This is a genomic window from Thermococcus sp. (genome assembly GCF_027023865.1).
Lineage (GTDB): Archaea > Methanobacteriota_B > Thermococci > Thermococcales > Thermococcaceae > Thermococcus.
This window is the reverse complement of sequence record NZ_JALVUC010000019.1, coordinates 158,764-179,841: the sequence shown is the minus strand read 5'-3', so window position 1 is coordinate 179,841 and position 21,078 is coordinate 158,764. Positions and strand designations below refer to the sequence as shown.

The window sequence follows — 21,078 nt, the reverse complement described above, 5'->3', positions numbered from 1 at the left end:
AAGGCTTTTCCCATTGAAAGCTGAACCAAAGGATATATGAATCCCGGAAAAGTCTCCCTGAGAAAGGCTTTTAACTCTCGCGGTTTATCGAGGAAGGGAGTAAAAGCGGGTGGTTGCCGTGTGTGGAATAATTGGATACATCGGAGATAGGCCTGCCTGTGAGGTAATCGTCAAAGGGTTAAAGAGGCTCGAATACCGAGGGTATGACTCGGCTGGAATCGTTACAGAGGATAACGGCAGGCTCTTTGTCAAGAAAGGTGCTGGAAGGATAGACGAGCTTACCAAGGAGCTCGGATTCCTCAAAATGCCTGGGAGGAGGGGTATAGGCCACACGCGCTGGGCCACCCACGGCGTTCCGAACGGTATCAATGCCCATCCCCACACAGACTGCACGGGGAAGATAGCGCTCGTCCACAACGGTATAATCGAGAACTTCAGCGAGCTGAGGGAGGAGCTCCTGAGGAAAGGACACAGGTTCGAGAGCGACACCGATACTGAAGTTATAGTCCACCTCATAGAGGAAGAAGTGAAGTCAAGCAAAAGCTTTGAGGAGGCCATGAGAACTGCACTCCTCAGGCTGAAAGGCTCATTCGCCCTCGGGATAATATATACCGACGAACCGGACAGGCTTTACTTTGTCAGGAACGAGAGTCCGCTAGTTCTTGGAATCGGAAACGGGGAAAACTTCGCGGCCAGCGACGTCCCGGCTTTTCTGGAGTACACAAACAAAGTGATTTTCCTCGATGACGGGGAGTACGCCATCCTCACTAAGGACTCTTACGTTGTGAAGAACCTCTACACGGGTGAACCCGTCGAGAAGCCCATTCACGAAATAGACTGGACCCTTGAGATGGCCGAAAAGGCAGGGTTCCCGCACTTCATGCTCAAGGAGATATACGAGCAACCGAGGGCGATAAGGGATGCCATCCACGGAAACGCCGATCTAATCAGGGCGGTTGCCGAGGGGATAGCGAAGTATGATAAAATCTTCATCGTAGCGATGGGAACCTCCTACCACGCGGGCCTCGTCGGCAAGTACCTCTTTCAGAGGCTTGCAAAAAAGGTCCCAATAGTCGAAGACGCCAGCGAGTTCAGATACGAGTTCGAGAACCTTGTGGATGAGAACACCCTCGTGATAGCGATAACCCAGAGTGGTGAGACGGCCGATACGCTCGCGGCCATGAAGCTGGCCAAGCGGAAGGGTGCCAAAGTTGTAGCGATAGTCAACGTCGTTGGGAGTATGGCGACGAGAATAGCGGATTTGACGCTCTACACCCATGCCGGCCCGGAAATAGGCGTCGCCGCGACCAAAACCTACACCACTCAGCTGACCGTCCTCACGATGCTTGCCATCGAGTTAGCAAGGGTCCTTGAAACCGCCAAAGGGGAATACCTCAACGCGCTTGAAAATGGTCTCAAGGCGGTTCCGGAGCTGGTTAAAGAGGTTCTCAAGCATGGGGATTCCATCAGGGAGCTTGCCGGTAGCCTAGTTAATATGAGGGACTTCTTCTATATAGGTAGAGGGATAAGCGTTCCAACGGCACTTGAGGGCGCGCTGAAGCTTAAGGAGATAAGCTACATCCACGCCGAGGGCCTGAGCGCTGGAGAACTGAAGCACGGTCCTCTCGCGCTCATCGAGGACGGTGTTCCGGTTGTTGCGATAGCACCGGGCGGAGAGACCTTCGACAAGATGGTAGGTAACATCGAGGAAGCCCGCGCTAGGGGTGCACTGGTGATTTCCCTCGGTGAGCGGAAGGATTTAAGGCGCGTTTCGAGCGTTTTCATTGAGATGCCTTCGGTTGATGAACTCTTGAGCCCGATACTCTACGTTGTCCCGCTCCAGATCCTTGCATATCACCTAGCGGTTTTGGGGGGCAACGACCCCGACAAGCCAAGGAATCTTGCAAAGTCAGTTACTGTGGAATGAGGTGGTGGTTATGAAAACCGATGTCAAAGAGAAGAGAGGGAAGAGAAAGAAAAGCAAGAAAGACGGGAACGCGGAGCTGTCCCGCTACTACCGCCTTTTCAAGGCCTACGGCCTCCCTATAATAGCCCTGTTGCTTGCCTACTGGGGATACGCCCTGAGGGACATCACCTCCAACTACAAGACCTTCCTCGACCCCGATACCTTCTTCCACTACGAGATGTACAAACAGGCCATCCACGAGTGGATTCCGAGGTACTTCGCCTACGCTGACCCTCCAACTGGACTAAAGGTCACTGGTTACCTCGGTCTTTACACCGTCCAAGCGACTTTCTACAAGATCTCCCATGCCCTCTTTGGGACTAGTGTTATGGGAGCGTTCAAGGCATGGCCTCCCTTCGTAGGGGCGATGACGGTCATAGGGGTCTACCTAGTTGGAAAAAAGATCCACTCAGACTGGGCCGGCATTTGGGGAGCGGCCTTTATGATGTTCTCCTACGCCAGCTTCACCAAGACAATGTCGGGAAACAACCGCGGTGGAGGGCCGTTCATGATGTTCTTCCTCTTTGCAGTGTTCCTCCTGCTAGTCTACCTCGATGAGAGAGACTGGAACTGGAAGAAGATAACCGGAGCGGTGCTGTTCCTGATTTCCAGCGTCCTCTACATGGGGGTCTGGACAGGAAGCATCTTCGGCGTTGGAGTACTGCTCCTCGTTGCTGGTACGGCGATCGTCGTGTACTTCACCTTCGGTGAATTTGAGGGGCTGAAGCGCTTCACCGTTGACTACTTCAGCATCTACGGCCTCTCCCTCCTTCTCGGGCTTGCGGTGTCATACACGGACTTCGTTGGGATAAGGCCCTTCCTTATCTTCTCCCTCGAGGCATTCGCGACACTCTTGGCTCTCGTTGCCTTAATGCTCTACGGCGAAAGGCTCGGACTCAACTACTCCGACAAGAAGCACCGCTTCGGGATGCTCGTTATCATAGCCATCATCGGCTTCCTAGCGTTCTACGCCTACTTTGGAAGGGATCTCTTCAAGTTCCTTGGGCAGGGAAGCCAGTCAACCCCCCTCTACCAGACGGTTGCAGAGCTTGCAAGGACAAAATGGAGTGACATAGCAGGGTACTACAGCGTTAGAGGCAACGACGGCATAATCTTCCTGCTCTCCCTCCTCGGCTTTGCAATAATCCTCTTCAGATTCGGCTTAAAACTCGTTAAGAACGACGTAAGCGGTTACAAAGAGATATTCATCATCTCATACTACTTCGGCTCCCTCTACCTCCTCCTGACCGCGGTGCGCTTCATCTTCCAAGCGTCTGGCTCGATAATGCTCCTTGCAGGCATAGCGGTTGGGGAGATATTCATCTATGTTGAGAAGATGAAGGAGAGCACCGGGACGAAGGCAATGTACGCCCTTCTGCTCGTGCTTCTCTTCGTGCCCTTACCCATAGTCGGCGCCCAGTACCTGAGCGGCCAAGCCCACAGGTATGCCGAGGCAGGGGGTTCCGTTCCGGCCGACTGGGTAAATGCCCTTCACTGGCTCAGGGAAAACTCCAACCCACTTGACAGTGCCGCAAGCTGGTGGGACTACGGCTACTGGATTGAGTCGAGCCTGTTGAGCCACCGGAGGAGCGCGACCGACGGTGGTCATGCCTACGACAGAAGATACATTGTCGCAGACTTCTTCTCCAAATATGGAACAAAGAGTGAGCAGGACTTCGAGGCCTGGGAGCTTAACTACCTGATAACATGGCAACAGGACATATACAAGTTCAATGCCATAAGCTACCTCGGTGGTGCCATAACCTACGGTGAATACAAAACGATTCCAATGTTCCAGGTAATTCCAAGGCAGTATATACAGTTCGTAAACGAGAGCGGTAAGACGGTGGTCTACGTCGGAAGCTCCAAGGGCGCCTACCAGCCAATGCTTACCATTGACCTGACCCATGGGGTAATCATAAAGGGCAGGGGCGACATCCCGTACGTCTTATACGTCTTCCAGAACTACGGTCTGTTGGCCTACAAGAAAGTGGCCTTCAGCAACTTCGTCAGATTGGCCTTCCACATACCGTTTTCACCCGACGAGTGGGACACCCAGAAGCTCTTTGCCAACTTCAAGCTCGTCCATACCGACGGAGGGGTCTCGATATACAAGTTCGAACCCTTTGCCGTTTACAGGATAGACGCCCTCCAGAACGGCACGTGGAAGACGGTCTATACAACCCTCACCCGCGGGAAGCTACCTGTAGGAAAGCAAGAGCTTAGGATATGGATTTCCGCCTTTGGAAGGGATGTAAAGAACGCCACCCTGATCTTCAACGCCTACAACGGAACGAAACTCATGGAGAAGAAGGTGCTCGTCAAGAATCTGTACATAAACTACCTCAACGAGACCCCGGTTGAGGTTAATCTCACGGTACCGAACGCCACGAGGTACAACTTCATCCTCGTACAGAAGGGTCCCGTTGGTGTCCTCAACGGCGAACCCAAGGTGAACGGAAAATCGGCCGATCCGAGCTACATCCTCCCCGAGGGGAAGAGTGGGAACCTCGAGCTTAAAGCCGCCTTCAGAAAGAGCTACAGCAACGTCGAGTTTACACTCCGGGCCAGCATTGTTTACTACATAGCCCCCAACGGAAAGGACATCCACAAGGATGACTTCTACCTAGAGCCGCACATGGATATCATAACCTACGTGCCCGTCAAAGAGTTGAGCGTCAAGGCCGGCAACAACACGATAACGGCGGAGGCCGCGATGCCCGCCGGTGTCTTCGAAAAGTTCATCCAGGGGCTTTACCAGAGGTACGGAAAGAATAAGGTTGTCATCGTCAGGGAGAGGATAGAGCCGATATTCCTAGCGGAGAAGCAGTACGTCATATGGGAAGGAAGCTGACCTTTCCTTTCTTCTCTTTAACCTCCACCTGCGGGTGGGAATATCCTGACGTCGTCATCCTCGCTGAGTTTCGTTTCAAGGCCTTTAATGTGGAGGACGTTGTGGCCGTTCACCAGTATCATACCATCTATGGGTTTATCTGGGCCAACGCGAGGGGTCTCGAGGAGCTGTTTCTTAATCTCTGGAGTGTAGTGTTCTGCCAGGTAATCAAGAAGTTCTCCAACCGTTTTCACACCGGTGACCTCCACCTCTTTCCTGCCTATTATCTCCCTAAAGGTCGCGTAGAATCTCACCCTCATGAAACCACCCTCTGGATTTCGATGGAAACCCTTAAAGTGATTTCGACGTAGCTGAAGATGGAAGTGTTCCGGTTGCTGAAGGTTGAACCCTCCGAGTACTACCCGGTTGTGGATAAGCTGTTCGCATCTAAGCTCGCTGAGGCACTTGAGGCCCTCGGTGTTAAAGTTGATGATATCTCCGTGCTGGTTGAACCGGCTGAGAGGACCCTGCACCTCCGTTTTGAGATTGCAGCCTCAAAGCATGAGGGATTCCTGCCAATCGACATCGAAGACGCCGCGGAGGGAATTCTGGACAAATTAATCGATGAAGCAAATTCCTCCTTCGGGAGGTTGTACTCTGTAGAATTTACCGTTGATGACCTGAGAATAAGGGAAGCTTCCAAAAAAGAGAAATCACCCGGGGAGCGCCTAATCGTGAACGGACCGGAAGAGTTTGAAAACAAACTAGAGAGGCTTGGAAGGGGGCTTATCATCACCCTGAGGGAGTGGGGAGTTGAGTTCTCAACGCTCACGCTCAGCGTCCCGTCAAACGGCACAGAGGAAATCAAAGTCGTTCTCAAGACCCTCAAACGGCTCTCCCAAGCGGAGAAGGACTCCTTGAAGAAGGCACTGAAGGGGAAGACCATATCCTTCTCAAGGACGATACTCATGGGGGAGTACCCAGTTGAGGTGAGAATACTCGACCCGGAGGACAAGGCTCTCGCGAGGGTTATGCAAGAGGAAAAATCCGTGGAAGAGCTGGTGCGAGAGCTGGTGCAAGACGAGGATGTGAGGGAACTCCTCAACGTCCTCGGAAAGAGTCCTCCCGAGCTTTGATGTAGTCGAGAAGGGGTTCAATCCTCTTCCACACATCATCTATGCTGCCATGGCCGTCAATGCGCACGTATATCCCCGTCTTCCGGTAGAACTTGATTATCGACTCCATGTTCCTGGTATATACCGTGTACCTCTTCTTTACAACACCTTCCTTATCGTCCGGCCGCTGAACGAGCCGGGAGCCACAGCGGTCGCATATCCCCTGAATCTTTGGAGGGTTATACTTCACGTGGTAGACGGCACCGCAGTTCGGGCATATCCTCCTCCCGGAGATTCTCTCAACACTCTCCCCCTTGGTGATGAAAATCTCCATCGCCAGGTCAAGCTTGATGCCGTGGTCGTAGAGGTAGTTCTCGAGGGAGAGGACCTGCTCCGGCGTTCTGGGATAGCCGTCGAGTATGAAATTCTCCCTCTGGCGCCTCAACTTCGAGATAATAAGCGTGTTGACTATCGTGTCCGGTATCAGATCCCCCCTGGAGAGGTAAATCGCCATCTCCCTCCCGAGAGGCGTCCCCTGCTCAATCTCGCCCCGTATTATGTCCCCTGAGGAGACATAACTCAAGCCGTACTTTTCCACGATGTGCATCGAGTGAGTGGACTTTCCACTCCCTGGAGGGCCAAAAATTAGTATGTTCATAGGCATCACCTCTGACCTCTTCCCTGCCGTGAAAGGCGAAGGGTTCCAACGGTTTAACCCCTCGCCAAACTCGGGAAGGTTTGAGGGGCTTCATTAAAACCCAAACTAAAACGGGTTTTTAACCCCTCTGGCTCGGCCTTGAGCCAATTACCCCTCCCTTGAGCATACAAACCTCCCAAGTTCGGGGTTATGGTTTTTGCCACCTTCTTTAAGATATTAAACGCTCCAACTAAGTCCGCGTTAAAGATAAGCCCCGTCGTAGGACACTTGAACAATCCCCGAACAAACCTCGCCTCCTCGTGGGGCTTCCCGCAGACGGGACAAGTCTTCGAAGTAAAAGCCTCATTCACAACCACAACACTAATACCATACTCTTCCGAGACTTCCTTGAGACGCTGAATTACCATATTGAACCGCCAGACGTGAGAGAGGAGGAAATTCTGCCTCGTTCCCTTATCAGAGTTTCTACTGATGCCTTTAGGGTGGCCAATCGCAATTCTCGAAACTCCAAGGTGATACAGTCTTTCGAGCGTCTGTCTTACCGCCGTGTTAATGTAGTGTTTGGCTTGAAGTTTGGCCTTCTCGTGCATTCTCTTAAGCTTCCGGCTCTTCTTCGCTCCGGACTTGTTGAGTTTTGACTGATAATCAGCGATAACCTTCCTGAAGTAGAAGTCAATGGCTTTTAACGGTCTTCCGTTCACGAGGAAGCTTTCACCGTTTTCCACGTAAACGGCCATTAAGTTGTTCACTCCCAAGTCAATGCCAGCAGAGAGGTTGCCTAATGGTTCTCTTGGGACTTTAACCCACTCACCATTGGTTAACTTTTCTTCAACGGTAAAGCTAACGTGAGCATACCATTTACGTTTAACGGTGTCATAGGTTATCTCTAAGCGTCCTTGCTTGCCCCTCAAGTGTATTCTACCATTGAATTGAATTTCGAGGCGTTTGAATTTTCCGAGACCTTTTAGAATGAGCGTATTCCCGTCAATCTTGTATTGGTCGTTCCTGAGGACGATTAATGGTTTTCTCTTCCCGTCGTCCTTCAAGTAGTTTGGTGGTCTTGGTTTGAACCATTCTGGTAGTTCTCCGTCCCGCTTATTCCTTAAGAGTGAGAAGAAACTACGCCAGCTTTCAGCGTTCTTCCTGCAAATTTGCTGGACTGTCGCAGAACCGATTTCCTTTTTTAATTCTTCATAAACAATCTTTTCAGTCTTATTGAAGTCAATGATTTGTTCTTTGAAGAATTCTTTGCCTGCGGAGGTAGTTTACTCGGTTCCAGACTTTAGCCTCAATGTCGGCTAGCTTGAAGAGGGTTTTCTCTTGTTCTTTTGAGGGCTGGAGTTTGATGGTTACTGAGCGTTTCATCTCAAAGTATGGTATGGTTCTTAGGTTTTAAAATGGTTTGCTTTCCTGTTTGCGGGCTGGTTTTAGAACCCTTGCATCCCCGCCCTAAAGGACAAGGCTTTCAGAAGAAAGAAGTAAACACTCCTGCTTACGCAACCCATTTATAGAGAACTATCCCTCTCTCTTAGGGTGATGGCATGGCATTCCTTAAGGTTGTACCACTTGAGAAGGCGCTTGAGACGATAAACTCATTTCCTCTCGAGCCAAAGGTCGAGAAGGTTCCGCTTGGGGAGACACTCGGCAGGGTCCTGGCTGAGGACATTGTTTCCCCAATCGATGTTCCGCCCTTTGATAGGGCAACCGTCGACGGCTACGCCGTTAGGGCGGAGGATACCTTCATGGCGAGCGAGAGTGATCCGGTAAGGCTGAAGGTTATCGGTGAGGTTCATGCAGGCGATTCCCTCGATGTGAAGCCCGAGAAGGATGAAGCAGTTTACATCTCCACAGGTGCTCCCCTTCCAGAGGGAACCGACGCGGTGATCCAGTTCGAGGACGTCGAGAGGAGAGGGGATGAGATTTTAGTTTTCAAGCCTGCATACCCTGCTATGGACGTCATGAAGGCAGGTGTGGACATTCCAAAGGGTAAACTCCTCCTCAGAAAGGGCACGCGGCTGAGCTTCAAGGAGACTGCTCTCCTCTCGGCGGTGGGCATCTTGGAAGTCCCCGTCTTCAGAAGGCCGAGGGTGGCAGTGATAAGCACAGGTAGTGAGGTCGTTCTTCCGGGCAGGGAACTAGCCCCCGGTAAAATCTACGACATAAACGGAAGGGCGGTAACAGACGCGGTGAGGGAGCTTGGGGGGGAGGCGGTTTTCCTTGGAGTAGCAAGGGATGACCGCAAGAGCCTTAAGACCCTCATCGAGAAGGGTTTGGAACGTTGCGATATCGTTATACTCAGCGGGGGCGCGAGTGGAGGGGTGAGAGACCTCACGAACTCCATCGTTGAAGAGCTTGGTGAGGTCAAGATACACGGTATAGCAATACAGCCAGGAAAGCCGACGGTTATAGGCCTCATCGATGGAAAGCCCGTCCTTGGTCTTCCCGGTTATCCAACGAGCTGCCTCACCAACTTCACGCTCCTTGTTGCACCGCTCCTCAGGAAGCTAATTGGCAGGGAGAGCGAGGTCAGGAAGGTCAGGAAGAGGCTCGCCCACAAGGTTTTCTCCGTCAAGGGTAGGAGGCAGTTCCTACCGGTCAGGATAGAGGGAGATAACGCGGTGCCGATACTCAAGGGTAGTGGGGCTGTTACCAGCTTCGTCGATGCCGACGGCTTCATAGAGGTTCCTGAAAATGTGGAGATACTCGAAGCAGGGGAGGAGGTTGAGGTTACTTTCTTCGGCTGAAAGCCATCAAAACCTTTTTTAAAGTTCTTCCCCTTCTTCCCCCAGGTGAGAGCGATGCTGGACATAAAGCTCATCCGTGAAAACCCCGAAGTTGTCAGGAATGACCTCATCAAGCGTGGCGAAACCGATAAGCTCGCCTGGATAGATGAAATCCTCAAACTCGACAGGGAGTGGCGCGAGAACCTCAGGAAGATAAACGCCCTTCGAAAGGAACGCAACCAGCTTGCCGTTCAGATAGGCAAGCGTAAGAAGGCTGGGGAGCCGATAGAGGATCTCCTGGCCAAAAGCAATGAGATAGTGGGGCAGATCGAGACCCTCGAAAAGGAAGTCGATGAACTTAGGGAAAAAATTGACTACTACCTCTGGCGTTTGCCCAACATAACCCATGAGACCGTCCCCGTTGGAAAAGACGACACGGAGAACGTCCCGATAAAGTTCTGGGGCAAGGCTCACGTTTGGGAGGGCTTCCTTGAGAGCTTCAAAGAGCAGAGCCTAGGAAAGATGGACTACGAGCTTCTGAGCTGGAGGCCGAAGCTCCACGTTGACATGCTCGAACTTCTCGGCGGAGCAGACCTCGAGAGGGCCGCTAAGGTCAGCGGCGCGCGCTTTTACTACCTCATGAACGAGCTTGTCCTCCTTGACCTCGCTTTAATCCGCTTTGCCCTCGATAAGCTCATTGAAAAGGGATTTACTCCGGTTATTCCACCCTACATGGTCCACCGCTTTGTTGAGGAAGGCGTTACCAGCTTTGACGACTTCGAAGACGTCATCTACAAGGTCGAGGGGGAGGATCTCTACCTCATCCCGACGGCAGAGCACCCACTCGCCGGCCTTCACGCCAACGAAATAATAGAGGGCAGGGATTTACCACTTCTATATGTCGGCGTTTCACCGTGCTTCAGGAAGGAAGCGGGAACGGCAGGAAAGGACACGAAGGGAATTTTCCGCGTCCACCAGTTCCACAAGGTCGAACAGTTCGTCTACTCCCGCCCGGAGGAGAGCTGGGAGTGGCACGAAAGGCTCCTTCAGAACGCGGAAGAGATATTCCAGGCCCTGGAGATACCCTATCGCGTTGTCAATATCTGCACCGGCGATTTAGGCTACGTTGCGGCAAAGAAGTACGACATCGAGGCATGGATGGCGGGCCAGGGCAAGTTCCGCGAGGTTGTTTCAGCGAGTAACTGCACCGACTGGCAAGCAAGAAGGCTTAACATCCGCTACCGCGACAAGACTCACGAGAAGCCGAAGTTCCTCCACACGCTCAATTCGACGGCGATAGCAACTTCGAGGGCGATAGTTGCCATCCTCGAGAACCACCAGACGGAAGAGGGCATCGTGAAGCTCCCGAAGGCTCTGTGGAAGTACACGGGCTTCAAGGAGATACTGCCTGCCAATATGAAGGAACGCTGTTGCCAGGACTGAGTTTATTCCCCTTTCTTTTAAGTTCATTCTTGAGAGTCCTGGGAGATGTTATTGGTTTGATGTCTTCTTCTCGCATGTCTCGATAAAATCTGAATTGAGCATTATGAGTGCAGAGCATCTGAAAAATCTGCAGTCGCGAGTATAATGGCGTCGTTCGGCAGGAGGCCGTGTTCATCCAGTATTCTCTTTGTCTCCTCAAACACGAACTCGTTTACCCCCAGAAACACGATCTTCTCAAGAGGGATATTATTCCTTCATAAGCACATAGAGCGCTCAATCTGTTTTCCGGCCTTTTACTTGGGATATGATAAGGCAAAAAGGTGAGATAAAACCATAGCCTGCTGGATAAAAAAATTCTGAACAATATCTGGCAACGGAAAAGATTATATCCACCAGGAAAGAAAAGTAGACCGGTGACCTATCATGAATCCTGAAAGTGCCGGAAAAACGTGGCACGATGTTGTAAAAGAGAGCGTAGTAAACCTACTTCGTTTCTACGGATTTACCGCAAGTTCTGAAGCACCAGCCCGCATACCAGAGGGTGGTTGGGGCCGGGCCGATGTCGTGGGAAGGAAAGGAAACACAACTATCGGCGTTGAGATCGTGGACACTGGTGATGTGGCCAGAGATGCAAAAAAACTGGCTATGAACAACTACGATTACAGATATATCATCGTCCTGAGACACTCAAAAAAGGTTGATGAGGTTGTAGTCGATGGAAAGAGGATAAAAGTACTTGACATAGACTCTTTTGAACACGAACTTCGGAGAGACCTTGGTGTACCACCGGATTATCCCTACTCTTCCAGGACAAAGGAAGAAAAACCACCGGAGGTTTTTGTCGGTGCCTCGGAGAGAGAAATCAACCGTATAATTGAAGAGCTTGAGGAGTACGGTCTTGAAAACTTTGCTGATGAGGTCTTGAACGCACTTGGAATGGTTTATATCTCAAGGGATCTCCCCGTAGAAGTCCGCGTCCATTACAACCCAATGACCGGACCAACGGCCCCAAATGAGTACGAGAGCGTGAACATAAAACCACAGGTTCTATCTATCCTCCAACGACTCAATTTGGTGAATATCTCGAGAAAAGGGACAGGGTACGCTAGGAAAGCTTTTGCAAGCCCAAGCGAAAGGGGACTGAAAGCTGGGCACGAGCTTATTCTCAAACGTCTCAGAGAGCACAAGGCGGAGCTTGAGGAACTCGCCAGAGAATACGGCGATAAGCTGTGGATAATACTTTACGGGTCGCTTTGGTATACACCGAACCACTTCTCGCTTGAGGTCGTTCTCAAAGAATACGAGTACACACCAATAACAGGCGGTAGATATGCCAAAAAGGAGGACCCAATACTCAAGGCGGTAAAGAATGTAAGAGTACTCGGGAGATATAGCTATTTCGACCTGGACTACATGGAGCTTTCTGAGCATCCGACCATTCCAATGTTCTCGAACTTCCTCGTGAAAACAGCGTTGAGAGATGATGCTCTCAGATTTTTCAGCGAACTTGAAAGGTATGGTCTGACGATCCAGGACACGGAAAGAAATTCCCGTGCTGAGCCAATATATGATGTTCTCAAGGCTCCAATAGAGGTCTTTCAGTATCTCGTAACAAAGACAAAGCGCCCGGCCAACTTGGGGTATTATGCACAGAAGTTTGGTGTACTCTACACGATACTCACAGCGGGTGTTGCCAGGAGGGAATATGAGGAGCTTCTACAAAAGCTGGAGTTGAATGAAAGTGCGGTAGCGGAAGTACTCGCGGACATGAATAGGCGTGGTATCACATCGAGATTGATAACTGACCCGGAGAAAGCGCCATTCATAATACTGGACATGAAGGGTTTCGAGGATTATCTCAAGTTCAGTCTCGCGACAATATCGGATTATTTCAACTCGAGGGGATGATGGTGTTAGGTGGTTCCTGATTTGCACTACCCCTTCTTCATCTTGTTTATTTTAACGGTTTCTAAACCCCTCCCCCCTCCTTAACCTTCCTTCTCACGTTTGGGTCGCGGTCGGCTATGGTCTTTAGAGCCTCTTCAAAGCTCATCCAGTCAGGAACCTCCTCGTTTATGTATATCCCAGTCCTTCCGATCTTGTCTCTCCTTGTTAGGACGTGAACGCGCTCGGTGACGATATCAACACTAACCCCAAGGATTTTCGCGACTTCGCTCTCCCTCCCAACGACCTCGCGCTCGACGTGCCCTTTTTCCGTTGGGAAAAGGAGGATGAGCTTTTTATTGACGCCTGGAACGCGTTCGCTGGTTTTGATGCCCCTCAGATCTATTGCCCCTCCCCAGCGATAGAACTCTAGCTCCCTGTCAGTGGGGTCGATCAGCGGGAAGGTAACCGTCGTCTCCTCGTCTATCTCGATGACGCCCTTGATGAGGTGCCAGGGCGTTGCCATGACGATCTTTCTTCGCCGTGTGAGATCCTCTAAAGCCAACTCAATGAGGTAGCTCGGGGCCTTCACCGGGATGAATATGTCCACATCGCTGTCCTTCCTGACGTCCCCTCGCGCGACGCTGCCGTAGAGGATTGGATCGAATTGGGTCAAACGCTCCATTATCCTGAGCGCTTTCTCGCGCTTCTCCCGGAGGTAGCGCCATCTTCTTGGAGTATAAACGACTTCCCTATCATCCCATATCCTAACGGTCTTTTCTCTCACCATCGGTGAAACCTCGCCGGAAATCTTAAAGCCCTACCGATAGTTTTATACGTGGCGCTGGTTAGTGGAGGTGGTGATAGGAATGCCGGTGCTTGGGTTCAACATCTCAAGGGTGGAGCTTAAGAAGACCTCTCCCTTCGTTCCATCGGGTCAGATTGAGGTCAGACTTTCACCCACTATACAGGAAGTTAGACTGGGTGAGATGAGGACACCAACGGGCAAGATAAACGGGGTCGAGGTCATCTTCAGTTACGAGATCGAATATAACCCCAAGATAGCCCAAGGTGTCATTGACGGTGCAGTTCTTTACCTGCCATCTAACAAGGAGCAGGTAGATGAGATACTGAACCTTTGGGAGGATGAGAAGAAGGTCGACTCCATAACCTTCGCCGAGGTCGTCAATTTCATAACGAGTGAGGTGGCACCCCTCTTGATGATCCTCGCTAAAGAGCTTCGCCTTCCGTACCACGTTCCCATTCCGAGGGTTGAAGTTAAAAGGGAGGGCTGATGTCCGTTCTCTCTTTTGCTCACTGGGTTTCTTGGTAAATGCCCTCTGCCTCGTAGACGCCTTGGAGGACTTCTGCGAGTTCTTTCCTCTTCTCTATTGCCTTTTCCGCGAGGTTGAGTGCACGTACATAGTTATCTTTTCTCATGTAATATTCGATGGAGTGAACCTCACGGAGGAGTTCCGGACTCCCTTTTTCAGAACAGTACCTCTTCAGAAGCGCCAGTCTGAACCTCACCCGAAGTTTGATATCGCTCTTCGTCTCGAGTGCCGCTCGGTACGCTCGTAGGGCCTCTTCGATTTTACCTATTCCAACAAGAGCCTCGGCAAGCTCTATTATCTTCACGGCGGTTGATTCATCATTTCCCTTAGCCCTATGGGTTCCTATAACCTGGTTGAGCATCCTGGCCGTGTTTATACCTATGAGTTTAGCTCTGTTCGTGTTCTTCGCGAGGAGGTAAGAGTACTCGGCCCTGACGAGGTATGTTGTTGTTCCGTCAAGGTCACCCTGTGAGTAAGAGACCTTGCTGGCCTTCTCGAAGTTCTTGGCGGCGGTGTCCATCATCTCCATGAAGTGAATGTCATAGCCGAAGATGGCCTGTATGTACCACGCGAGTCTGTAGAACTCCTCAGCCGCCCCGGCTATGTCCCCCCTCTGGAGCTTTTCCTCTGCCACCTGACCGTAGAGTGTGATGAGCTTCTCTGCCATGGCGCGCATTCTCCCCTTTTCATCTATGATAACGCTGTAGTGGTAGGCTGACTCGTAAGCCCTGATGGCCATGGTTACATCGTCGCCTTCCTCGTAGGCGGAGCCGAGATCCTCATATATTGCAGCGAACTCCTCGGCGTATTTTTTCAGATTTTTGACATCGTTTACCGCCAGGAATATCTCTAGCACACTGAAGCAGAAATCATCGAGGCGGTTAACGTCCACCTCCGGCCTGTCAATCTCCTCCTCGATGAGGTCTATGTAAAAGTATGCGCTCTTTAGGAGGGATGGACGTGCCTTCTCGGGGGAGCCTGTCCTCTCGATGAGCACGAAGCCTAGATACTTGTAGAGTCTTGCGGCGTCCTCCCTCTTCCCTATTTCTTCATACTTTTTAGCCGCCCGAAGAATCAGTTTTAACCCATCCTTTATCTTACCTTCCTTTATCTTCTGGAATGCAAGCTCCTCAAGCTCCTCCGGCCCCTCAAAACCTGTCAGCGCGACCAAACCGCTCACCCCTGTGATTCAAGCCCCTCTTGGCCATCTTCGTTCCCTTACTATTTAAGCGTTGTCTATGCCCGAACTATCCTGTATCCCGCCGCTTTTCTCAGCCTGTTCATCACTGCAAGACCAAGGCCCCTCTCCTCAATTCCCTCGGCGATGATGACATCAACTCCCCTCTTGTCAAGCTCTCTGAGTGCCCTGAAGATGTTTCTGGCTACTTCCTCAGTGGTGTTTCCCAGGTAAAAGAATTCGTCTGCTTCCGTCTCTTCAGTTGCCATAACTCCAACGTGGAGCCCCTTTGAGTGGTATTGCTCCACAAGCTCAGCTATCCCCGCTCTAACGCGCTCCCTCGGTCCTTCCACCACCACAACCTGAGCGTTCGGAGAGTAGTGCTTGTACTTCATCCCGGGTGCCTTTGCAACGTTGACGAGCTTGCCTCTCACCGCAGGGTGTATCTCTACTTCACCGATGACCCTTTCTATATCCTCGAGCGGCAGGCCACCGGGCCTGAGGAGGGTCGGTCTCTCCGAGGTCAAATCCAGCACCGTCGACTCAACACCCACCTTCGTCTCTCCACCGTCTATTATGGCTTCGATCCTGCCGTAGAAGTCGTCAACAACGTGCTCCGCGAGGGTTGGGCTGGGTTTCCCGCTTATGTTGGCTGAGGGGGCGGCTATCATGGTGCTGGCCCTTATAAGGGCGAGTGCTATGGGGTGAGCGGGCATTCTAACTGCAACGGTATCCAATCCACCGGTGGTGACGTGGGGGACCTCTTCCCTCCTCGGGAGAACCATCGTGAGCGGCCCGGGCCAGAACTTTTCCGCTAAAAGCTTCGCCTCCTTTGGGATTTCCCTAGCGAGTATCTTGAGGTCGCTGAAATCGGCTATGTGGATTATGAGTGGGTTGTCTGCGGGCCTCCCCTTCGCCTCGAATATCCTCTTAACGGCTTCCCCGTTGAGTGCATCGGCTCCGAGGCCGTAAACAGTTTCGGTCGGAAAGGCGACGAGCTTTCCATCGAGTATGAGCTTCGCCGCCACGCTAATCTTCATCTCGTCCAACCCGTCGCGCATGTTTATTACTATCGTCATGCTCTCACCGGAGATAGCTCTGAAAAGCGGTTAAAAAAACTATTCCAGGACCGAGAGGTATACCCTCTCAACTTCTTCCGCGACATCTTCCCAAGAATATGTGGAGGCGACTCTTCTTCCGATTTTTCCGCTTTTTCTGTTTTCTTTTGGCTTCAGGAGGGTTCTTACTGCCTCCACTAGTTCCTCAAAGCTCTTAAAGGTTAACCCGTTCTTGCCCTCTCTGATAAGCTCGGGTATCGCGCTCACCCTTCTTCCCACGGCGGGAACACCTAGCGAGTTCGCCTCAAGGATTACGAGGCCAAAGCCCTCTCTCCTTGATGGAAGAACAAGAAGGGCGCTTTGTGAGAGGATACTCTCCACATCACCCCGGTATCCAAGGAAGCGGACGTTTGGCGGCGCGCTCCTCTCCAGCCTTTCCCTAAGCGGTCCATCTCCGGCCACTATGAACTTCCGCTCGGGAAAGCGCTTTGCAAGCTCGATGAAGGTTTCCGGACTCTTGTAGTTCCTGAGGGCACCGATAAATGTTATCACCTCCCGTTTTCCGGAATCAACCTCTTCGAGTTCCCTCACGCCGTTTGGTATCACCCTAACCGCGCTCGCTCCCAGAGACATCACTTTCTTCGCTAGCCAGTGGCTGACTGTTATAACGGCATCCGCCTCACTCAGGCTCTTTTTGACGTAGACCCTCCCCAAGGTTAGCTTTGCGGTATGCTCAAGGTCACTCCCATGAGCCGTGACGACGAGCGGTAGTCCTGTTCTTTCCTTTGCAAGAACGCCCGTGAAACTAGTAGTTCCAACGAAGTGGGTGTGGATGAGGTCAAAGTTGAACTCGTGGTGTAGTTTTACTATCTCTCTTGAACCCAAGAACGCGAAGCTTGTCCCCCTGAGGCCGTAAACAGGGGGGACGCGAACCTGATGAACGAGTTCCCTCTCGAAGCCCCTCGGTTTGATAGGCCCGTAGGTCAGGACGTGAACCTCATGCCTCCTCCTGAGCTCCCTCACAAGGCTATCAAGGTGATTTGCAACGCCCCCTCTGTGCGGGGGGTAGTGTCCAACCATGAGAATCCTCATTTTCACCGGGAAAAATAGGGAAGGGCATTAAAAAGGGTTACGGCCTCCCGTTCCGTCCCCCGTGTGAGGATCCATGGCCGTTTGATCCACTGGGGACTCCGTTCTCAGCGTGCCTTAACTTTACACGCCCCATGCGTACTTCCATGGCCAATTCTCTTTTTATCTGTGGCAGCAGATCGTTGAGAACCTCCGAGTAGTTTCCCTGGTTGAGGGCGTTGAGTGCCTGCTGAAGGAGTGCCTCCGCATCGCTCACGTTGTAACCCTGCATCTTCAGAAACTCGACCATAACCTGGAAGCGGGTGAGCTTTCTCCTGAGCATCAGTGCTGCCGAGCCCTGGTAAACGGTCATCATCTCCCTATAAGCGCTGGCTATAACGAAGTCGGCGTTCCAGCTAGCTCTCATTATCATTTCGTAGGCGCGGTAGTAGTCACCCAAGCTGTAGGCGTCCATGGCCATCTTCAAAAAGCTCTTTGCATCCTGAAGCCTCTTCCGGGCGGATGGAATCTGAAGACCGTCCAGGAGTTTCCCGGCCTCCGAGGTTTTGTTGCTGACCTCCTCAATCAGCTCCCCCAGTTCGATGGGGCCGGGTGAGATGGCTTTCTCCTCAACCGCTAACTGGCTTCCAAAGCGACCCCTCGCGAAGTCGCTCAGCCATTCTTTGTTCAGAGGGAGGAGGGGTTTTCCATTTTTCGTGGTGCCTAGATAGACTAGTTTCTCGATTTTTCCAAGTTCATCAAGGGCTTTCATCGTCTCCTCAACTTTTCCTGAGCCCGTTAGGATGAGGAGGGATGGTGCTCCTGTTCCGATCAGCAACTCATCTGTGTAACTCTTGAGTGCGAGTCCGTCGCGTCCGTTTATCACGACAACCGTTCTAACGTCGTTGAGAACCTCTGGAAACTCCTCCCGGAGATGTTCGACCACTTGTAGGTTCGTCCCATATCTTGTTTCACCATACCAGCGTTCGTAGGAGATTCCGAAACCACTCAGATCCGCGGTGTAGTCCTCCGGAACCGCCACTGGGCCGCCAATTATTATCACCCTATCCGGTCTAGCGCTCAGGATTTCAGCGCTCACCTTCGGGTCGTAGGTCCCCCAGGGACTGACGATAACCTTCGCATTTAGAAGGGCAGCCACATTGTAGGCAACCGCCAGATCGGCCTCATTGTTCGTGGTTAGAATGACCAGTCCATCGCTTGTTGCTCCCACGTAGGTCTGTGAACCGAGAACCGGGGTGAGCATGATGAACATTATAAATCCTACTATGATCCACCTCCACATCTCTTCCACCGTTTCTCTCTTGGAAGGAGTCCATTTAAGCCTTTTTCACGAAACCGTTTGTCTTCGTTCCCTGCCTGGTCAGCAGAAAATGTTGGAAACCTCCTTGGAGGGCCGGATCATTAAACAATGTTCAGGAGAGTTTAGTCCCGTTTAAATACCTCCTGAAAGGCCTTTTCAGCGTATTCACGCAAGGTCAGTCCTTCCCTCCTTGCGAGCTTTTTGAGAAGCTTCTGGCTGTTACTCCCATACTGTGCGGCCTTCTTCTCCCTCATGGCGAGATCTTCCGGCAGACCGGCTTTGACAGCGGCTTTTCTAAGGATCATCTTCTTAACGCCATCTTCGATTTTACGTTCTACCGGGATGTTGATTGCGGCCGAAACGACCGGAAGACCCAGGAATGGAAAGCGTCCCTCGACCGAGTTGAGCATCTCTATCTTATCGTCCCTTGCAAGATTCCTCTCGGCAAGCTCCCGCAGATCTTCGTCCATCAGCTCCGGCCTTTCAAGGTACTTTGCGTAGCCGCCGAAGAGCTCGTCCGCTCCCTGGCCACTTAGGAGAACCTTTGTCCCTTCTCCTCCCGCAGTTCTAGTGGCGAAGTAGAGTGGGATGCCTATTGCGAGGTTCATTGGGTTTGGTTCTTCCATGGCAAAGGTTACCTTTGGAACGACCTCTTTAACTTCCTCAAGGTCGAAGATATACTCCCTGAGGGGCAGTCCGAGGGTCTCGGCGGCCTTCCTCGCCCACTCAAGGTCAGGGCTTCCCTCTGCTCCGGCAGTGTAGAGGATAACTTGGGAGTACTTTGATGCGAGAAGTGCAACGAGTGAGCTGTCGAGTCCACCCGAGAAGAGGATTCCTGTTTTCCTCCCAATGCGGTGTTTAACAGTGCAGTTCAAAGCCCTAAGAACTGCATTGACGGCGCGCTCTCCCGTTAAGGGCTTCCTCCTCAGATTCTCAAGCGAGAAGACCCTCCTGATCTTAACCCCTTCTTTGGATAATGTGACTAGTTCTCCCGGGTTTACAGGTATGGCGTCCTCCCCTATCGCCCATAGAACTTTCTTCTCGCTCGCAAAAAAACCGCTGGGGGAGTAGTAGAGCGGCCTGACCCCAACTGGGTCGCGGAAGAGGTATATACTTTCCCCGTCCGAGAGAGCGACCGCGTAGTCGCCCTCAAGCATCGACATAGCTCTTCTCACTGCCTCCTCAATCTTGAGGCCCTCCCCGAGGAGGTGCTCTATGAGTCCGAGAATCACCTCACTGTCCACGTCACTCTCAAAGGAGACCCCCCTACCCTCTAGCCAGTCACGAAGCTCACGGTGGTTGTATACCTCTCCGTTGTGAGTAAGGGCGAACTCGTTGATGAAGGGCTGTGTGAAGGTCTTCGAACCTGTCATGGCCAACCTGCACTGGATAAGGCCAATACCCCCCTTGGGTATCTCAGAAACCTCTGAAAAGTCATCTGATTTGAGCACACCTTTATCAGTCCAAACACCGAAGCTATCAGGGCCGCGATGTTTTCCGGCGTTAATCATGGTGATGAATTTTTCCCTGAGATTTGAGCCGATTCCTCCCGCTATAAGACACATCCTTTTCACCGATAGGGCTTTGCCTCGGGGAAGAAAAGACTTCTCCCTTTCGCGATGGTGTGGTTACGAGAGAAAGGGGGTTTCTCTGAACGTTTGTTCAGATGAGCTGGAGAGGATTGGACTCCTGAACCCTCCCCTATCCCTCGGAACACTAACCCATCACTCTTGCCTTGAAGCCGGCTATGCGCGTTATCCTCTCGGCCAGCTCCATGAAGGCCTTTGCTCCATCGGAGTTTGACCTGTATTCAACGACTGGAACACCCTCAAGGGTCGCTTCTCTGACGGACGGATCCTCGGGGATGACCTCTAGAAGGGGAACCTCCATAACCTCCTCCGCCACATCCGGCGGTATGTCGTTGTCGCTCCTCCCGTAGCGGTTCAGGATGAATCCGAGAACAGCTAATCCGGCCCTCTTTAGGACTATTCCGACCTTCATCGTGTCCGTTATGCACGAGATCTCCGGGTTGGTGACGAGCAGAACCTCCTCTCCGCTCAGCATAGCGTTCATCGCGTCCATCTGTAGGCCGGCAGGGCAGTCGATTATCACGAAGTCAAAGGCGTCCTTGAGAGCCTTTATCGTCCCGGGCAGGCCCCTCGGGTCGGCCCTTATGACGTGCTCCCAGTCTATTGCCGCTGGGATCAGATAAACGTTCTCGTAGGTGGTCGCGTAAATTGCGTCGTTTATCCCGGCCTTTCCTGCTAGTACATCATGTATCGTTGTGTAGGCGTCGTCTATTCCCATTACGAGGCTCAGGTTGGCCATGGTGAGGTCGGCATCGACGGCGCAGACCTTGTGGCCCATCTTCCCGAGAGCTATTGAGAGGTTTGCGGTGGTGGTCGTCTTTCCGGTCCCCCCTTTGCCTGAGGCAACCGATATGAGCCTGCCCATTCGTATCTCCCTCTAAATCCTACGGCATAAACCTTTATGAACCT

17 protein-coding genes and 1 pseudogene are annotated in these 21,078 nt (G+C 52.0%); 7 read left to right on the top strand and 11 right to left on the bottom strand.

The window, feature by feature from the left end:
* Nucleotides 1–118 precede the first annotated feature (118 nt).
* The gene (glmS, locus tag MV421_RS06545; protein ID WP_297419145.1) at nt 119–1,927 is read left to right on the top strand and encodes a glutamine--fructose-6-phosphate transaminase (isomerizing); all 1,809 of its coding nucleotides are present in this window, start codon (nt 119–121) and stop codon (nt 1,925–1,927) included.
* A 10-nt stretch (nt 1,928–1,937) separates the two neighbouring features.
* Nucleotides 1,938–4,820, top strand: a complete 2,883-nt coding sequence (locus MV421_RS06540; protein WP_297419310.1) for a peptide transporter — start codon at nt 1,938–1,940, stop codon at nt 4,818–4,820.
* A gap of 17 nt (nt 4,821–4,837) precedes the next feature.
* Here MV421_RS06540 and MV421_RS06535 read toward each other — a convergent pair whose 3' ends face one another.
* Nucleotides 4,838–5,119: a ubiquitin-like small modifier protein 1 gene (locus MV421_RS06535; RefSeq protein ID WP_297419142.1), complete on the bottom strand. Its 282-nt coding sequence runs from the start codon at nt 5,117–5,119 to the stop codon at nt 4,838–4,840.
* Between the two features lie 57 nt (nt 5,120–5,176).
* On the opposite strand from MV421_RS06535, the gene MV421_RS06530 reads away from it, so the two are divergent.
* On the top strand, nt 5,177–5,935 hold the full coding sequence (locus MV421_RS06530; protein WP_297419139.1) for a hypothetical protein: 759 nt from the start codon (nt 5,177–5,179) through the stop codon (nt 5,933–5,935).
* On the opposite strand, the gene MV421_RS06525 is transcribed toward MV421_RS06530, so the two are convergent.
* Together MV421_RS06525 and MV421_RS06520 are read right to left on the bottom strand one after the other, a co-directional pair.
* The gene (locus MV421_RS06525) at nt 5,901–6,572 is read right to left on the bottom strand and encodes an adenylate kinase (protein WP_297419136.1); all 672 of its coding nucleotides are present in this window, start codon (nt 6,570–6,572) and stop codon (nt 5,901–5,903) included. The genes MV421_RS06530 and MV421_RS06525 overlap by 35 nt on opposite strands.
* A gap of 53 nt (nt 6,573–6,625) precedes the next feature.
* Nucleotides 6,626–7,937: pseudogene (locus MV421_RS06520) on the bottom strand (RNA-guided endonuclease InsQ/TnpB family protein).
* A gap of 176 nt (nt 7,938–8,113) precedes the next feature.
* Between MV421_RS06520 and glp the strand changes: the two are divergent.
* Nucleotides 8,114–9,316, top strand: a complete 1,203-nt coding sequence (gene glp / locus MV421_RS06515) for a gephyrin-like molybdotransferase Glp (protein WP_297420237.1) — start codon at nt 8,114–8,116, stop codon at nt 9,314–9,316.
* A 54-nt stretch (nt 9,317–9,370) separates the two neighbouring features.
* Nucleotides 9,371–10,738 carry a serine--tRNA ligase gene (gene serS / locus MV421_RS06510; protein ID WP_297420253.1) on the top strand — a complete coding sequence of 456 codons (1,368 nt, stop codon included), beginning with the start codon at nt 9,371–9,373 and terminating at the stop codon, nt 10,736–10,738.
* A gap of 101 nt (nt 10,739–10,839) precedes the next feature.
* Here serS and MV421_RS06505 read toward each other — a convergent pair whose 3' ends face one another.
* A complete protein-coding gene (locus MV421_RS06505; protein ID WP_297420234.1) occupies nt 10,840–10,965 on the bottom strand; it encodes a hypothetical protein in 126 nt (41 codons plus the stop codon).
* 196 nt (nt 10,966–11,161) lie between these two features.
* Here MV421_RS06505 and MV421_RS06500 point away from each other — a divergent pair, with 196 nt between their 5' ends.
* Nucleotides 11,162–12,646: a hypothetical protein gene (locus MV421_RS06500; protein ID WP_297518018.1), complete on the top strand. Its 1,485-nt coding sequence runs from the start codon at nt 11,162–11,164 to the stop codon at nt 12,644–12,646.
* Between the two features lie 61 nt (nt 12,647–12,707).
* On the opposite strand, the gene MV421_RS06495 is transcribed toward MV421_RS06500, so the two are convergent.
* The gene (locus tag MV421_RS06495) at nt 12,708–13,412 is read right to left on the bottom strand and encodes a nucleotidyltransferase domain-containing protein (protein ID WP_297420225.1); all 705 of its coding nucleotides are present in this window, start codon (nt 13,410–13,412) and stop codon (nt 12,708–12,710) included.
* A gap of 79 nt (nt 13,413–13,491) precedes the next feature.
* Between MV421_RS06495 and MV421_RS06490 the strand changes: the two genes are divergently transcribed.
* Entirely contained in the window at nt 13,492–13,917 is a 426-nt protein-coding gene (locus MV421_RS06490) for a hypothetical protein (RefSeq protein WP_297420250.1), read from the top strand.
* A gap of 19 nt (nt 13,918–13,936) precedes the next feature.
* Here MV421_RS06490 and MV421_RS06485 read toward each other — a convergent pair whose 3' ends face one another.
* The 6 genes from MV421_RS06485 to minD all read right to left on the bottom strand — a co-directional run bounded on the left by MV421_RS06485 (nt 13,937) and on the right by minD (nt 21,034).
* Entirely contained in the window at nt 13,937–15,127 is a 1,191-nt protein-coding gene (locus tag MV421_RS06485; RefSeq protein ID WP_297420221.1) for a hypothetical protein, read from the bottom strand.
* A 65-nt stretch (nt 15,128–15,192) separates the two neighbouring features.
* The gene (locus MV421_RS06480) at nt 15,193–16,212 is read right to left on the bottom strand and encodes an L-threonylcarbamoyladenylate synthase (protein ID WP_297420218.1); all 1,020 of its coding nucleotides are present in this window, start codon (nt 16,210–16,212) and stop codon (nt 15,193–15,195) included.
* A 39-nt stretch (nt 16,213–16,251) separates the two neighbouring features.
* Nucleotides 16,252–17,283 carry a glycosyltransferase family 4 protein gene (locus MV421_RS06475; protein WP_297518160.1) on the bottom strand — a complete coding sequence of 344 codons (1,032 nt, stop codon included), beginning with the start codon at nt 17,281–17,283 and terminating at the stop codon, nt 16,252–16,254.
* A 37-nt stretch (nt 17,284–17,320) separates the two neighbouring features.
* Entirely contained in the window at nt 17,321–18,571 is a 1,251-nt protein-coding gene (locus MV421_RS06470; RefSeq protein ID WP_297420215.1) for a hypothetical protein, read from the bottom strand.
* A gap of 131 nt (nt 18,572–18,702) precedes the next feature.
* Nucleotides 18,703–20,145: an asparagine synthase (glutamine-hydrolyzing) gene (gene asnB, locus MV421_RS06465; protein WP_297420243.1), complete on the bottom strand. Its 1,443-nt coding sequence runs from the start codon at nt 20,143–20,145 to the stop codon at nt 18,703–18,705.
* A 151-nt stretch (nt 20,146–20,296) separates the two neighbouring features.
* Nucleotides 20,297–21,034: a cell division ATPase MinD gene (minD, locus tag MV421_RS06460; protein WP_297420211.1), complete on the bottom strand. Its 738-nt coding sequence runs from the start codon at nt 21,032–21,034 to the stop codon at nt 20,297–20,299.
* Nucleotides 21,035–21,078 lie beyond the last annotated feature (44 nt).